The sequence below is a fragment of the Campylobacter gastrosuis genome (assembly GCF_030249845.1).
GTDB classification, from domain to species: domain Bacteria; phylum Campylobacterota; class Campylobacteria; order Campylobacterales; family Campylobacteraceae; genus Campylobacter_A; species Campylobacter_A gastrosuis.
On record NZ_JANURM010000009.1, the window covers coordinates 45,804 to 60,228 of the forward strand.

Consider the following 14,425-nt stretch of genomic DNA (forward strand, 5'->3'; position numbering starts at 1 on the left):
TTTATAATTTTAAGCCTATAATTACGCAAAATTTCAAAGGCAGGGGTATGAAAAACAATCTCGGACTTAAACTTTGGTCGCACAATCAAAACTACATTTTACCTGCTAAACAGCTTTACAGGGCTGGAATTTTTGGCTACATTGAGCTTTATGCCTTGCCAAATACAGCCCAGTTTTTGCCAATGTGGCAAGAGCTAAAAGATGAGCTAGAAATTCCATTTGCCATTCACGCACCGCACTTTTCGCATTCGCTTGATTTTTCAAATAAATCTAAGCGTGAGAGTAATGAAAAAATGGCAGATGAGGCATTTTTTTGGGCTAAAAGCTTAGACGCATTTTACACGCTTTTTCATCCGGGCATTGGCGGGAGCGTTGATGAGAGCATTTATCAAATCTCACGCCTTAGGCAAAAATATGATTTTATCATTGAAAACAAGCCATTTATCGTGCCTACAAAGGATAAAAAAGAGCTTTTTTGCGTCGGCTCAAAATTTAGCGATTTAGAAAAAATCACGGCTCAAACTGGCGTTAAAATATGCCTTGATATCGGACACGCAATTTGCAGTGCAAACTATCAGGGGCTTGAAATTTACGGCTATTTAGAGCTTTTAAACTCACTAAAACCAGCCGTTTATCATCTAAGTGATAACGATAGTACCAGCGTTTTTGATGCACACTTAAACTTTGGCGAGGGGAGTTTTGATTTTGAAAAAATCGCAAAAATTATTGATAAAACAAAGCCAATTGCCATTGAAACAAACAAAAATAGCAGTGAAAATTTAGATGATTTTGTGCAAGATAGCAATTTTTTAAAGGGAATTTTATGCAAGATGTAGCGGTTGTAATTGGGGCTAGTGTTGAGAGTATTTTTGCGATAAAGGTAGCACAAAATCGCGGCTTAAAAGTGGCAGCGTTTGACGGCGATAGCAAGGCAGCTGGACTAAAAATCGCCGATTTTGGCTTTGTTTGCGACATTAAAGACCCACAAAATATCATTGAAATTTTAAACCAAAACCGCCTAAAACCGCTATTTGTCCTGCCAGTGCCAATTGGCAGATTTTTAATCACAACGGGCACGATAAATGAGCATTTTAAGATTAAAAACACCGATGATTTTAATACGCTTAACCTTTGCACCGATAAACTCGCCTTTCACAACGCTCTAAATGGGGGGGGGTGCGAGGCGTTTTTAGGGACAAAATAGGCAAAATGAAGCAAAATTTGCGAAACATAAACTGCCAAATTATTAGCAAAAATTTCACGCCAAAAGAATTCCCACTCGTCATCAAACCACGATTTGGCAGTGGTAGCAGAGATGTCAGGGTGTGTTTTAATAAAGATGAATTTGATAAAATTTTAAGCGAGATTGATATTTTTAAAGAGGACTTTTTGGCTGAAAATTTGGTGCTTGGCACCGAAATCGGCGTTGATGGCGTCGTGTTAAATGGTATTTTTAAAAACATTTTAATGCGTGAGAAAATTCTAACCCCATATCCGTATCGCCAGTGCGTGGCAAATATCGCTGTGAGCGAGATTTTAGCCATTTCTTTACACATTCAAGAGGTGATAAATCGGCTTGGGATTAAAAATTCTCTAATAAATGCCGATGTGATTTTAAAAGATGATGGCTCGGTTTTTATCATTGAACTAGCCCCACGCCCAAGCGGACACTATTTAAGTAGCACCTTTGTCCCGCTAGTAACTGGGGTTAGCGTGGTTGATGAGTGGCTAAATTTTATGCAAAATTTGCCCTTTGATTTTACGCCAAAATTTTATAAACAAGCCATTATTAAGTATTTTGACTTTGATTTTAGCGTCAAGGCACCCGATTTTAACGCCTTAAAAAATGAGCTAAAAATCGCTAAATATGAGTTTAACAAACAGGCGATTTTTAATCAAGTAAAAGACGGCAAAAGCATTATGAATAGGGGCTTTGCGGTGCTTTTGGGGAGCGATAAAGATGAGTGCGTGAAAAACGCAAATGAGTTGATGAAAAATTTCAAAAAGGTATAAAAATGTTAAACAACGACTTTGGATTTTATAGTGAGCAGATTAAATTATGGGACAAACTTGCCGTTAGTGGCGACCTTATCTATCCGCACGAAGCGGTGGCTAGGTTTGCAGCTACGACTAAACCGCCCTGCGTGATTGACTTTGGCTGTGCGACTGGCAGGCACCTTTTAGCCTTTGCAAACAAAGGCTCAAAACGGCTAATTGGCATTGATATTAACACCTCTCCGCTTGCGCTAACTGCTCTAAAATTTGGCGTGATAGATGAGCTAAGCCAGTTTAAACAGGGTAAATATTTGCTAAATGATGGTCAATTAGAGCTTTACTCCAATGAGGGCAGAAATTTAGGCGAAATTTTAGGCAGCGTTCAGGCTGATGCCGTGCTTTGCTGGGGCGTTTTGCACCTTTATCATAAGGATTTGGCATTAAAATTATTAATTGATTTTAAATCACAGCTAAAAAGCGGTGGCGAGGTATTTATAAACCTTAGAAGCGACACTGACGGACTTAAAAATGAAGCCATAAAAATCGGCGAAAATATCTATAAAATCACGAGAAAAAGCCACGAAAATTTGACATATTCGTTTTACTCGCTTGATGATTTAAATGAGATTTTTAGCAAATCTGGGCTTAAAATTTTAAGCATTGATAAAGAGGAATTTACTCAAAATAATGGCAAAATTTTCAACTCATTTTGGATAGTAAGAGCTAAAAAGGATTAAAGATGAAACGACCATTTATAATCGCTGAAATGTCGGCAAATCACTGCGGAGATAAGAGCTTAGCCCTAAAAATCATAAAATCCGCAAAAGACGCTGGGGCTGACGCTGTAAAAATTCAAACCTACACCGCTGATACGATTACGCTAAATTCAAAAGATGAGATCTTTATGACCCAAGATGACGGACTTTGGGCTGGGCAGAGCCTTTATGAGCTTTACTCAAAGGCATACACGCCGTGGCAGTGGCAAAGAGAGCTTAGCGAGTATGCAAAGAGCGTTGGCATCGGCTTTTTCTCAACGCCGTTTGATTTTAGTGCGGTTGATTTTTTAGAGAGCATAGACGTGCCAATGTATAAAATTGCCTCGTTTGAAGCCATTGACTATCCGTTAATCTCTTATGCTGCTAAATTTAAAAAACCGATGATAATTTCGGCTGGAATTTCAAGCTTTGATGAAATTTTAGAGGCGATTGAGGCTTGTAAAAAGGTCGGTAACAACGACATTACGATACTAAAATGCACTTCAAGCTACCCAGCTAAGATTGAGCAGATGAATTTACTTACCATTAAAGATATGTTAGAAAAACTAACCCCACTTGGCGTAAAGGTCGGATTAAGCGATCACTCAATGAGCCTTGAAGTGCCAGTTGTAGCGACGGCACTTGGCGTTAGCGTGATAGAAAAGCACTTTACGATTGATAGGTCGCTTGGTGGCGAAGATAGCGGATTTTCGCTAAATTATGATGAATTTAAGGCAATGAGCTTGGCGGTAAAAAATGCAGCCCTAGCACTTGGCAAGGTTGATTACAGCATAAATCTTAAAAACCGCAAAAGTGCAAGGTCGCTTTTTGTGGCAAAAGATATGAAAAAGGGCGAAATTTTCACGCCAGAAAATTTGCGTTCAGTCCGCCCCTCAAATGGGCTTCACCCTCGCCATTACGATGAAATTTTAGGCAAAAGAGCAAAGCGAGATTTGGCTTTTGCAACGCCTTTAAAATTTGAAGATGTTGAGCTTTAATGCGTTTTTTATGATGATTTTGCTATATTCACAAGTTTATAAGCAAAAAGAAAGGATAGAAAATGGAGTTAAAACTTGCAAGAACTGAGCTAAATGCAAAGCCAAAAGCAATCAGCCTGGATAAAATAGAACAATCAGTAAGCAAAGAGGGACAGAAAATTTTTTACTTTGACAAAGAAAACAGCCACAAACAGCTAATCGCTTTGGTTGAGTTTTTTGAAGAAAAAGGGCTAAGCGTCTATCACAGAGTCGTAAAATACGGACTTGACGAGAACGACTATATGTATGAAGTGCATATTTTATAATGAGTAAAAAGCTTTTTATACAGACCTTAGGCTGCGCGATGAATGTGCGTGATAGTGAGCATATCATCGCCGAGCTAAAAGAGAAAGAAAATTACGAATTAACCGAAGATATCGGCGAAGCGGATTTGATTTTAATAAATACCTGCTCGGTTAGAGAAAAGCCAGTGCATAAGCTTTTTAGCGAGGTTGGGGCGTTTGAAAAGGCAAAAAAGGCTGGTGCGAAAATCGGCGTTTGCGGTTGCACGGCTTCGCATTTAGGCAGTGAAATTTTTAAAAAAGCACCTTATGTTGATTTTGTTTTGGGTGCTAGAAATATAAGCAAGATAACGACTGCTGTAAATACGCCAAAATTCGTAAGCACCGATATAAACTACGATGAGAGTGACTACGCTTTTGGGGATTTTCGCGGTTCACCATTTAAATCATACATAAATATCTCAATAGGTTGCGATAAAAAATGCACCTACTGCATAGTCCCTCACACAAGGGGCGATGAAATTTCAATCCCAATGAGCCTAATTTTAAGCGAAGCTAAAAAGGCAGCACAAAGCGGTGCAAAAGAGATATTTTTGCTAGGACAAAACGTAAATAACTACGGCAAACGCTTCTCAAACGCTCACGAAAAGGTTGATTTTAGCGACCTTTTGGTTAGACTTAGCGAGATTGACGGCGTTGAGCGTATTCGTTTTACAAGCCCTCATCCACTTCATATGGACGATAAATTTTTAGAAGTGTTTAGCAAAAATCCTAAAATTTGCAAGTCAATGCATATGCCACTTCAAAGCGGTAACACCAAGGTTTTGCGTGAGATGAAGCGTGGCTATACAAAGGAGTGGTTTTTAGACCGCGCCCTAAAACTTCGCTCGCTAGCTCCAAATGTAAGCATTTCAACTGATATAATCGTGGCATTTCCTGGTGAGAGCGACGCTGAGTTTGCTGATACAATGGACGTGATTGAAAAGGTTAGATTTGAGCAAATTTTTAGCTTTAAATACTCGCCACGTCCGCTCACAAAAGCAGCGGAATTTGGCAATCAAATCCCTGAAAATGTGGCTTCGGCTAGATTAACTCACTTGCAAAATCGCCACAATGAAATTTTAGATGAGATCGTAAAAGCGCAAAATGGCAAAATTTTTGATGTCTATTTTGAGGAGCTTCGTGCAAATGGTGGTGTGGCTGGGCGTAGTTTTAATAACTTTTTAGTGCAAGTGCAGGGCAGTGAGGAGCTACTTGGCAAGACGCTAAAAGTCAAGGTTGATAACCCAAAACGTATGGTGCTTTATGGGAATTTGGCGTGATATTAAACGCAAGATTTTTATAAATTTTAGCGTTTATGCGGTGCTTTTTTTAATCAAGCTAATCTTTTTAACCTGCAAAAAAACCTATCACGGAGAATTTAAGCAAAAACCAGCCGTTGTCGTATTTTGGCACGGCAGGCTTGCTTTTATGAGCTATGCGTATTTGAAATTTTGGAGCGAAAATAACCGAAGTGGCAAGGTGATCATAAGCGACCACAAAGACGGCGAGATAATCACTAGAATCATAAAATTTTTTGGTATTGGCACACTTAGGGGCAGTAGCTCAAAAGGCGGTGCAAAGGTGCTAATAAACGCTATTAAAGAGATAAAAAACGGCACAGACGTAATCATCACGCCAGATGGCCCAAGAGGCCCAAGACATAGCGTGGCAGACGGCGCTGTTGCGGTGGCACAAAAGACCGGTAGCGAAATTTACGCCCTAAACTACGAAGCAAGTAGCTTTTGGCAGCTTAAAAGCTGGGATAAGATGATAATCCCAAAACCATTTAGCACCATAAATTTCACGCTCTCATCGCCATTTAGCGTGGCAGGGCTTAGTTTAGATGAAGCAAAAGAGCTAATCCAGCTTAAACTTTGGGAGATAAGTGATAAAAGCGTGAGTGAGCAAAAGGCGGATTTTACCAGTAATTTAAAGGCGTGGTGGGCTAAAAACTTACACAAAAATCCACGAAATTTAGATGATTTTAAAGAGCTAATAGAAAAAAATGCTACTAAATAAGACACTCTCAGCCCTTTTAGGTATCGTTATCGTGCTAATTTGCTGGTTTTTTCTAAGCACGGATAGCTCGTATCAGCTAGCGTTTAAGGCAAAATTTTACTACCAAATGCAAGACTTTAAAAAAGCTTACGATTTTAGCCAAAAGGCATACGAGCTAGACAGATACAACCGCCTAGCGATGACGCTTCTTAGGCAGAGCAAAGATGCGTTAAGGATTAGCGAGTATTTGGGGCTTGGCGATGAGTATATGGCAAAAATCAGGGCTATGGCTAGTGCTTTTGTAAGCGGTGCTGACAGGGAGCGAATTCGCCTTATGTGCGAGATTATGATTGATGATTTTAGCCGTTTAAAGGAGGTTAAAGGCACAAATCTTTATAAGAAGGCAAGTGAAATGATGAGCGACTTTAAACGGCTAAAAGATGAGCTGTTTAGCGAGTAAATTAAATCAGAGTAGGATTTTAAAAATTTGATTGTTTAATGTTTTAAATTATAAATCAAAGTTAAATTTTAGTATAACTTTATAATACAAATCGTTTAAAATCCCAGCAAAATTTCAACCTACGACAAATCAAATAATAAACGCCTAAAAATGAGCTATTTAGTGCGTTTTTATTGTAAAATTATAAAGCGATTTAGCACATAAAAAATCACACAAAAAAACAAAATATAGTAAATTTTTAAGTCAAGCAAAAGCTTTGTTTAATCAAAATTTACACTAACACATATTTTTAAATCAAGGTAAAATAAAACTAAATTTTAATGTAATTCATTGACAAAAAACCTAATTAATAATAAGGTTTAAGCGACAAATAGCTTTAAATGCCTAAAAATGAGCTAAATTTTAAACAATGGCAAGTTGCTTTTGTTACCAAAATTAGCACCTTTGATAAAATGCTTTACGTTTTAAATTTTAAAGCAAAATCAAACCTTGTTTAACAAAATTTTAAATAAAATCAAGGCAAAACAAAGCCAAATTTCATCATCACGCCGTAACACAAAGCACTCATAATCCCAGCAAAAAATCCAGCCACGATATCATCGCCCATTACGCCAAGTCCGCCGCCGACATTTTTATCAATTCGTCCGATGATTGAGGGCTTTAAAATGTCAAAAATTCTAAAAAACACGAGGGAAAGTGCCATTTGCGTGAGCGTGGCACCGCTTAAAACAATGCTTAGCCAAACCCCAGCGACCTCATCAATAACAATGCTTTTATGATCGTGCGAATTTGTAGCCTTTTCGTATGAATTTATCGCGCTCACGCCAAGCAGAGTGATTAAAATCGTGGCTAAAAAAAGCGTGGTTGATGAGAAAAAAACCAGCACAAAATACGCCACAACAGCCCCAGCGATAGACCCAAAAGTGCCTGGTGCAAAGGGGATTAAACCAACATAAAAAAATGTAATAAACAGCCTAATCATCGCTATCTCACGTCAAAGATGAGGTCTGATAAAGTCTCATCAGCTCTTTGTAAAAGTCGCACTCATCGCGCTTTTCAAGCAACCCAGAGTTTGAAAACAGCTCATCACAAAGCCCCTGAATATCCTTAAATCTATTTGGATAAAGGCGTGATAAAATAATGGCTGAAATATCTGAGCGAACTAAAATCGTAGGTGGCATAATGCCGTTAAAAAGTAGTGATTTTATCGTGTCGGTCTTGTATTTTATGTGATGATGTGAGCCGTGCGGGCAGGTTTTAGTGCTGACAATCGTTTTACATTGATTGCAATAAACCAGCTCTGGCAGGACGATAATCTCCATTTTTAAATCATTTATGTATCTATCAAATATCGTGTGGGGCTGGTTTTGGTCAAAAAACATACCAATACCGCTGTGATTTTGTCCGATGACTAGCTTGTTTGCACCAAGATTGTAAGCGGCGATACATTCAAGGGTCGGATTTTTGTGTGAGCTAAAAATATTTGCACGAAATGGCATAATCACGACGCGGTTGTGTGGCAGGTAGTTTTGGATAAAATGCTCAACTGCCATTTTTCGTAGCTCAAAATTTATGTGATTATCGCCACTTGTTTGAAGTAAAAAAATGATAACCAAATCAGCCTTGTCAATTGCCATTCTAATAAGTCGCTCGTGAGCCCTATTTATCGGATCAGCAGTGAGCATTACGGCTGTGATTTTTTTGGCATTTTGCTCAATTTTTATGCGGTTTATGTCGCTTTTTACAGCCCTTACTTCATCGCTAAAAATTTCAAACTCCCCAGCCACGCAGTAACGCCCAAGCCCATTTTTACGCTCATTTGTGTTAAAAATATTTTTTTCATATTCATCTTTTGAGTTAAAAATTTCGCTTACATTTATAAAACCCACGACCTTATCATCAAGCAAAAGCTCTAAATTTTCGCCCAAATTTGGCAGATTTTCATCATCAAAATCGCACGAAAATATAAACGGATAAGGCATCGGCTCACCCATAAAATAACCGCCCTTTGTTAGCCTGATTTGGCTAGTATTCATTAGGCTGTTAAATTTTGAAAACACCTGATTTTTGATTAGTTCAAGCGTGTGAAATGTATCTAAATTTATAGAAATTTGGCTATTTTTTCTTTGCGATTTCATATTTTTTTCTCTTCTCCCAAAGTGATTTTCGTGAAATTCCTAGCTTTTTAGATAGCTCTGTGTCGGGGAATTTATCCTGATATGAGCTAATTACGTGCTTTATGTATTCATCAATTGTTACGATTTCATCTATTTTAAATTTACTCTCATTTACTCCAATCTCTAAGCTGTCAATCCCAAGCGATAAAAGTGGCTTTGTCGTTGATAAAATCGCCTTTTTTTTCTGGCAAATCAGTGCTACTTTTTCGCACTCGCTTTGGTTTAAAATTTGCAGATTTGAGATATAAACGTATTCGTTTTCACAGCATTTTAGCTCTTTTTCAACCTGTAAAAAATTCTGCGTTTGTATGTATTTTAGGGGCTTTTTGATGTTTTTAATCAGGTTAAAAACAAAGCTATCGGCGTATTCAATTCGGTTTGTTTTAATTAGCAGTGGGAATTTTAGCTTTTTATAATCAATATCTGGCGTTTTAAAATCATTTAACATATTTAAAGTGTAGTCTTGATAAGAATTTAGCGTATTTTCAAGCCTTTTGTATTCAACAAAGTGATTTATCTTTCGCACAAGCTCTTCAATCATAAATGGTTTTTGAATGTAATCACTAGCGCCAGCGGCTATCGGCTTTGAAACCGTGTCGTTGCTTATGTAGGTTATTAAAAGTATGATGATTGAGTTTTTAAACCGCTCAATGACTGGGTAAAAATCCTGCCCAGCAAGTGTGGTAGAAAGTAACACTATGTCAAATTTTTCATCTCTTAAAGCGTCCTTTACATTTCGTGCTATATCGCACTCGTAGCCGATATCAGCGAGTTTTGTGGCGATTGAGCCAGCTAAATAAATTTCATTATCTACGATTAATACTTTCATTTTTTATCCCAGTTAAAATATTTCAAATTTACACACGCCATTACAGCAATGCCCTCTTTTCGCCCGACAAATCCAAGCTTTTCGGTCGTGGTCGCTTTTACATTTATTTTACAAGGCATTACGCCTAAAATTTCAGCTATATTTTGCTCCATTTTTGCCTTAAATTTTGAGATTTTTGGTACCTCTGCCATTATTGTAATATCAGCATTTACAAGCTCAAAGCCAACGCTTTGTGCCATTTCATAGCTCTGCTTTAAAAGCAAGGCTGAATTTGCGCCTTTGTATTTTATGTCAGTATCTGGAAAATGCTCTCCAATATCGCCAAGCCCGCTAGCTCCAAACATAGCGTCAATTAGTGCGTGAAGTGCCACATCGCCGTCACTATGGGCTTTTAAACCCTTTTCATATTCTAGCTTTTGCCCGCAAAGCCACAAAGGATAACCTGTTGCAAATTCGTGCACATCAAAACCGGTGCCTACGAAATTTTGCGTTGCTGGTGGGGTTAGATTAAGCTTAGCTAAATCCGCCTTTGTCGTGATTTTCCTAGCTCTTTCATCGCCTAAAATTTGCCAAACACTACCGCCAATCGCCTTTATAGCCGAGCTATCATCTGTGTAAATTTCGCTAGTTTGAAGTGCTTTTTTAAGCATTTGTGTGCGTGAGAGTTGTGGAGTTTGAATAAGCTTTAAATGCTCCCTATTTATCGCTGTTTCGCCAAGATATGCTGTGTCAGCGACATTTAAAACCGGCACGATACAATCGGCATTTTTAGCGTTTGCGATGATTTTTGAAAAAAGCTCATTTGAAATAAGTGGTCTAGCTATATCGCTAACTAGCACGAACTCCGAATTTACTACACTTAGTGCATTTTTTAGGCTCTCTTGTCTAGTTTCGCCGCCGTTTATAAATTTATAGTGTGGTGCAATTTTTTTTGAATACTCACAATCGCTTGAAACGACAATGATATCTTTAAATGTGTAAAAACTGCTCAAATTTTTTGTAGCCCAAAGCCAAAGCGGATCATCATCAATGCGTAACCACTGCTTTTTTACGGGCATTTGCATACGTGTGCCACTGCCAGCACCAAGCATAACAAGTGTAATGTCTAGCAAAATTTTTCCTTTAAAAAGTGTTACGAAATTATACACTTTTAAAACTTTAAATTTGATTTAGGCAAAAATGATACAATTTAGCTCTTAATTTTTAAAGGAGAAAGAATGTTAAACAAAGAACAGATTTTAGAGCGTTTAAAAAGCGTGATTTATCCGGGATTTGAAAAAGATATCGTTAGCTTTGGCTTTGTAAAAAGAGTTGAGATGGGCGATAAGATTGAGATTGATGTTGAGATTGTAAGCTCAAATAAAGAGGTCGCTGATGAGATTAGGGCTGAAATTTCGCGTGTTTTAGGCGGAGCGCAGGCTCTTATAAATATCATTCAGCCAAAAATTCCAGAGCAAAAAAGTAATTCTCAGAGCGGTAAAAATGTTGCACCTCAGATTAAAAATTTCGTAATGGTAAGCTCTGGCAAAGGTGGCGTGGGTAAATCAACAACTACGCTAAATTTAGCCATTTCAATGGCAAAACTTGGCAAAAAAGTGGGGATTTTAGATGCTGATATTTATGGTCCAAATATCCCAAGAATGCTGGGCGAAGTCGGCACAAATCCGCAGGTTGTAGGCAGTAAGCTAAAACCGATTTTATCGCACGGCATTGAGATGATGAGTATGGGCGTTTTAATGGAGGAGGGCACGAGCCTTATTTGGCGTGGTTCTATGATAATGAAAGCGATTGAGCAGCTACTTCGTGACGTGCTTTGGAGTGAGCTTGATGTGCTGTTTTTAGATATGCCTCCGGGCACTGGCGACGCTCAGCTAACCCTTGCTCAAAGTGTGCCAGTAACGGCTGGTGTGTGTGTCACGACTCCGCAAGTAGTCGCTCTTGATGATAGCAAACGTGGGCTTGATATGTTTGAAAAGCTTCACATCCCAATCGCTGGTATCGTTGAGAATATGAGCGGATTTATCTGTCCAGATAACGGCAAAGAGTATGATATCTTTGGCAAAGGCACGACAGAGGCACTTGCTAAGATTTATAAAACGCAAATTTTGGCTGAGATTCCAATCGAGCCAGCCGTTAGAGTGGGTGGCGATAGCGGTAAGCCAGTAAGCTTTTATGAGCCAAATAGCATAACAGCAAAACGCTACGAAGAGGCGGCAACAAAACTTTGGGAGATGATAGAAAAAATCAACAACGAAGGCGGTGCCGATAACTCAGCAATCCAGCCAGTAATGGACGGCAAATCGGCGTGTTCTAGGTAAGCAAGGTAATAGGCTATTGATTCTATAGTATCAATAGCCAATCTTACGAAAAATCAATACGACATTTTGATGTTGTTTTTTGGCTTTGTTAAAATTTTAAGGATTGTTTTCAAACTTTTTAGTTTTGGATTATTGAGTTTTTTCTTGCTGTTTTTGTTAGTGAGTATATGCAAAGAAGCATTATGATAGTGTATATAATACTTATTGAACGTATTATGTCTTGTGATGATATGTCCGATTTTATTGCTTTGATTAGTTCCATATTTTCATCTGACTTTTTCAAGATGTTTATTAAATTTTCTAAGTTTATTTTACTTAAGTTTAAAATTTCTTTTTTATTGTTAAAGTTTATAGTTATATTGTTATCATTCATAAAGTTACTAAGTCTTTCTTTTTCATCATATTTCATAAACATAAATGTTGTTTCTAAATTATTACTTCCCAAATTTTCATTTTGAAATACCCCAAAAAGTGGGTTTAAAAGTGCTGGTTTAATAATAATTGTTCCAATAAAAATAATATACATCAAAGGTTTAGTAAAAAATACAAGTGTTATTATTTTGCTAGAAAAAGCAAAATAATACATATAAACACATGTGAGATATGCAAATATACTAAATGCAACATTTGACATAAAGCTGGCAAAACTAATTGCACTTAATGTAATAAACGAACTTGTGAGTAATATAACTACAAGAAAATAATCGCAAACTTTTGTTGTAATATTTGTAAATGTTAGTTTTAAAGATAAAATTGCAGATATGATTATTATCATAGTGTATGCAGCTAAATATTGATCAAAGCTGTATATAAGTAGCTTATCTAGTTTTAATAATATGAAACTAACTATGCTAAATACTGATATCATACCAATAGTAAAATTTAAAATTTTAGCAAAATTTGTATGATGATCGCTCGTGTTTCTATATATGTGTAAAGTTGCATAATCTAGCCATTTTGTTAAATCTAGTGCTCTTTTTGTAATTTTTTTGCTTAAGTATCTTTTATAGTAGCAATCTTTTGAAGATTGCATGTATATTTTTATTTTATTAAAAAACAATCCAAAGATGATTATTAAAGCTATGCATAGTGTTGGTGTGTTTATAATATATTCGTTGAATTTTATAAATAAATAACAAGAAACTAAAATCATTATAATTAGTATAATTGATATAAATGTAAAAAATGCTGTAAAAGATGCCCATATAAAAAAATATGTGAGATAATCAGTGATTATATTTGCAAAATACGTATAGTTGCTACATGTTTGCTTATGTTTTTGTTGTCTTTTATTGATCTTATTATTTATTTCATTTTCTAACTCTATCTCCTTGCAATAAAGCTCAGCCTTGTGATATTTTTGAGCTTCTAAAAAGTTGTTTGTTTCTAAAAAAGAGTGTTTTATACCTCTAAATGAATCTCGAAAATTTATAATATTTTCTTGTACTTGTTCAATGCTATTTGCACCATAGGCTTTTTGACTATATTCTTTTATTTTTTTGAATTCAATATTAAAACCCAAATTTGTGTTATTTAAATTTAGTATGCCTTTAAAATCGCCGGGACTAAAATTTGGCATATATTTAAATTTCGTTTTATAAAATGAGGCTGTTTTTTTAAAGCTAGACATGTGAAAAGTAGCTAAAGAGCCAAATTCACACACATCAAAGTATGCATTATCTTCAAAAATAATTTCTGAAAAGTCTAAAATAGTATTTTTTGATATAAATTTATTCTTTTTGAAACTACAAAGTTTACCAAAATAGGATTTTGAAAAGTTGACTGAATTATAAAATTCAGAGGCGGTAAGCTCAAAATTACTTTGTATTGTTAGATTTTTTGCTATAAATTGCTCATGAAAGATATTTTTGCATATATTAACTTCTTCGCTGCTACATCCATGAAATTCTATATTTTCATTAAAAGTAGTATCTTTTATATTAATATTAGTAAATTTGCAATCATCGAATGATATATCTTTATTAAAAATAGAATTATTTTTATAGTATTTTGGAACGTGGTAAATTTCAAGACTATCTATTTCTACCCCTATAAGGTTAATATTGTTATTTATTTTGCAACTTGTAAATAACAATTCTTTAAAATGTATAGTTATAGTATTGTTGCTTGTTAATTTTATTTTATTATTAAATTCACAGTCTCTAAAACTAACACTGTTTGTAATATTTTGTTGTTTTTCAATATTAAAAGGTTCTATATCTGCATTAAAAATACAGTTATAAAAATCAAGATTATATTTTAAAAATATTTCGCTATCTATTTTTGATATGCTAATGTAGGTTTCACTTTTGTCATTTATAAACCAGTTACGAATTTCATACGGTCTATGTTCTCCAGATAAATTTATGTCGCATTTTATATATTTTTGATTAATGCCAAGTGCCTTAGCAATTTCTTTTTTGATTTTTTCTTCATTGCTCATAAAATATCCATATATTAAAATATTAAAATTATAACACAACTAGATATATTTGGTCGTTTATGTTTTAAAGTTTATCTCTTAAAATTTGTCTTTTAAGTGTAAACTTTTTTCAAAACTTTATTAAAATTC

Annotated in this window: 15 protein-coding genes; 10 read left to right on the forward strand and 5 right to left on the reverse strand. The window is 35.9% G+C overall.

What is annotated here, in order from left to right; all coding sequences use genetic code 11:
* The first annotated feature begins 47 nt into the window (after window positions 1-47).
* From NYG85_RS07645 to NYG85_RS07685, 9 genes are all read left to right on the forward strand, one after another.
* Window positions 48-836, forward strand: coding sequence for a TIM barrel protein (locus tag NYG85_RS07645; RefSeq protein ID WP_284937892.1), 789 nt, complete (start codon window positions 48-50; stop codon window positions 834-836).
* Window positions 824-1,204, forward strand: a complete 381-nt coding sequence (locus NYG85_RS07650; RefSeq protein WP_284937893.1) for a hypothetical protein — start codon at window positions 824-826, stop codon at window positions 1,202-1,204. Before NYG85_RS07645 ends, NYG85_RS07650 begins: the two co-directional genes overlap by 13 nt.
* 5 nt (window positions 1,205-1,209) lie before the next feature.
* Entirely contained in the window at window positions 1,210-2,013 is an 804-nt protein-coding gene (locus tag NYG85_RS07655; RefSeq protein ID WP_284937894.1) for an ATP-grasp domain-containing protein, read from the forward strand.
* Window positions 2,014-2,015: 2 nt separating this feature from the next.
* Complete coding sequence (locus NYG85_RS07660) at window positions 2,016-2,732, forward strand: class I SAM-dependent methyltransferase (RefSeq protein WP_284937895.1); 717 nt, start codon at window positions 2,016-2,018, stop codon at window positions 2,730-2,732.
* 2 nt (window positions 2,733-2,734) lie between these two features.
* On the forward strand, window positions 2,735-3,748 hold the full coding sequence (pseI, locus tag NYG85_RS07665; RefSeq protein WP_284937896.1) for a pseudaminic acid synthase: 1,014 nt from the start codon (window positions 2,735-2,737) through the stop codon (window positions 3,746-3,748).
* 62 nt (window positions 3,749-3,810) lie between these two features.
* Window positions 3,811-4,053: an HP0268 family nuclease gene (locus NYG85_RS07670; RefSeq protein WP_284937897.1), complete on the forward strand. Its 243-nt coding sequence runs from the start codon at window positions 3,811-3,813 to the stop codon at window positions 4,051-4,053.
* Window positions 4,050-5,351 carry a tRNA (N6-isopentenyl adenosine(37)-C2)-methylthiotransferase MiaB gene (miaB, locus tag NYG85_RS07675; protein ID WP_284937923.1) on the forward strand — a complete coding sequence of 434 codons (1,302 nt, stop codon included), beginning with the start codon at window positions 4,050-4,052 and terminating at the stop codon, window positions 5,349-5,351. The genes NYG85_RS07670 and miaB overlap by 4 nt, the downstream gene beginning before the upstream one ends.
* The gene (locus NYG85_RS07680; protein ID WP_284937898.1) at window positions 5,335-6,090 is read left to right on the forward strand and encodes a lysophospholipid acyltransferase family protein; all 756 of its coding nucleotides are present in this window, start codon (window positions 5,335-5,337) and stop codon (window positions 6,088-6,090) included. The genes miaB and NYG85_RS07680 overlap by 17 nt, the downstream gene beginning before the upstream one ends.
* The gene (locus NYG85_RS07685) at window positions 6,077-6,529 is read left to right on the forward strand and encodes a hypothetical protein (RefSeq protein WP_284937899.1); all 453 of its coding nucleotides are present in this window, start codon (window positions 6,077-6,079) and stop codon (window positions 6,527-6,529) included. Before NYG85_RS07680 ends, NYG85_RS07685 begins: the two co-directional genes overlap by 14 nt.
* Window positions 6,530-7,043: 514 nt before the next feature.
* Here NYG85_RS07685 and NYG85_RS07690 read toward each other — a convergent pair.
* Genes NYG85_RS07690 through NYG85_RS07705 form a run of 4 tightly spaced genes read right to left on the reverse strand, consistent with a single transcriptional unit; the run spans window position 7,044 to window position 10,647 of the window.
* On the reverse strand, window positions 7,044-7,511 hold the full coding sequence (locus tag NYG85_RS07690) for a phosphatidylglycerophosphatase A family protein (RefSeq protein WP_284937900.1): 468 nt from the start codon (window positions 7,509-7,511) through the stop codon (window positions 7,044-7,046).
* A 7-nt stretch (window positions 7,512-7,518) separates the two neighbouring features.
* On the reverse strand, window positions 7,519-8,667 hold the full coding sequence (locus NYG85_RS07695; RefSeq protein ID WP_284937901.1) for a sulfate adenylyltransferase: 1,149 nt from the start codon (window positions 8,665-8,667) through the stop codon (window positions 7,519-7,521).
* Window positions 8,645-9,535: a response regulator gene (locus tag NYG85_RS07700; protein ID WP_284937902.1), complete on the reverse strand. Its 891-nt coding sequence runs from the start codon at window positions 9,533-9,535 to the stop codon at window positions 8,645-8,647. The genes NYG85_RS07695 and NYG85_RS07700 overlap by 23 nt, the downstream gene beginning before the upstream one ends.
* Window positions 9,532-10,647 (reverse strand): bifunctional 2-C-methyl-D-erythritol 4-phosphate cytidylyltransferase/2-C-methyl-D-erythritol 2,4-cyclodiphosphate synthase, encoded by a 1,116-nt coding sequence (locus NYG85_RS07705; protein ID WP_284937903.1) that lies wholly within the window; start codon window positions 10,645-10,647, stop codon window positions 9,532-9,534. The genes NYG85_RS07700 and NYG85_RS07705 overlap by 4 nt, the downstream gene beginning before the upstream one ends.
* A gap of 105 nt (window positions 10,648-10,752) precedes the next feature.
* On the opposite strand from NYG85_RS07705, the gene NYG85_RS07710 reads away from it, so the two are divergent.
* Window positions 10,753-11,853 (forward strand): Mrp/NBP35 family ATP-binding protein, encoded by a 1,101-nt coding sequence (locus tag NYG85_RS07710; protein WP_284937904.1) that lies wholly within the window; start codon window positions 10,753-10,755, stop codon window positions 11,851-11,853.
* A gap of 118 nt (window positions 11,854-11,971) precedes the next feature.
* Here NYG85_RS07710 and NYG85_RS07715 read toward each other — a convergent pair whose 3' ends face one another.
* Window positions 11,972-14,296: a hypothetical protein gene (locus NYG85_RS07715; RefSeq protein ID WP_284937905.1), complete on the reverse strand. Its 2,325-nt coding sequence runs from the start codon at window positions 14,294-14,296 to the stop codon at window positions 11,972-11,974.
* Between the last annotated feature and the right edge of the window lie 129 nt (window positions 14,297-14,425).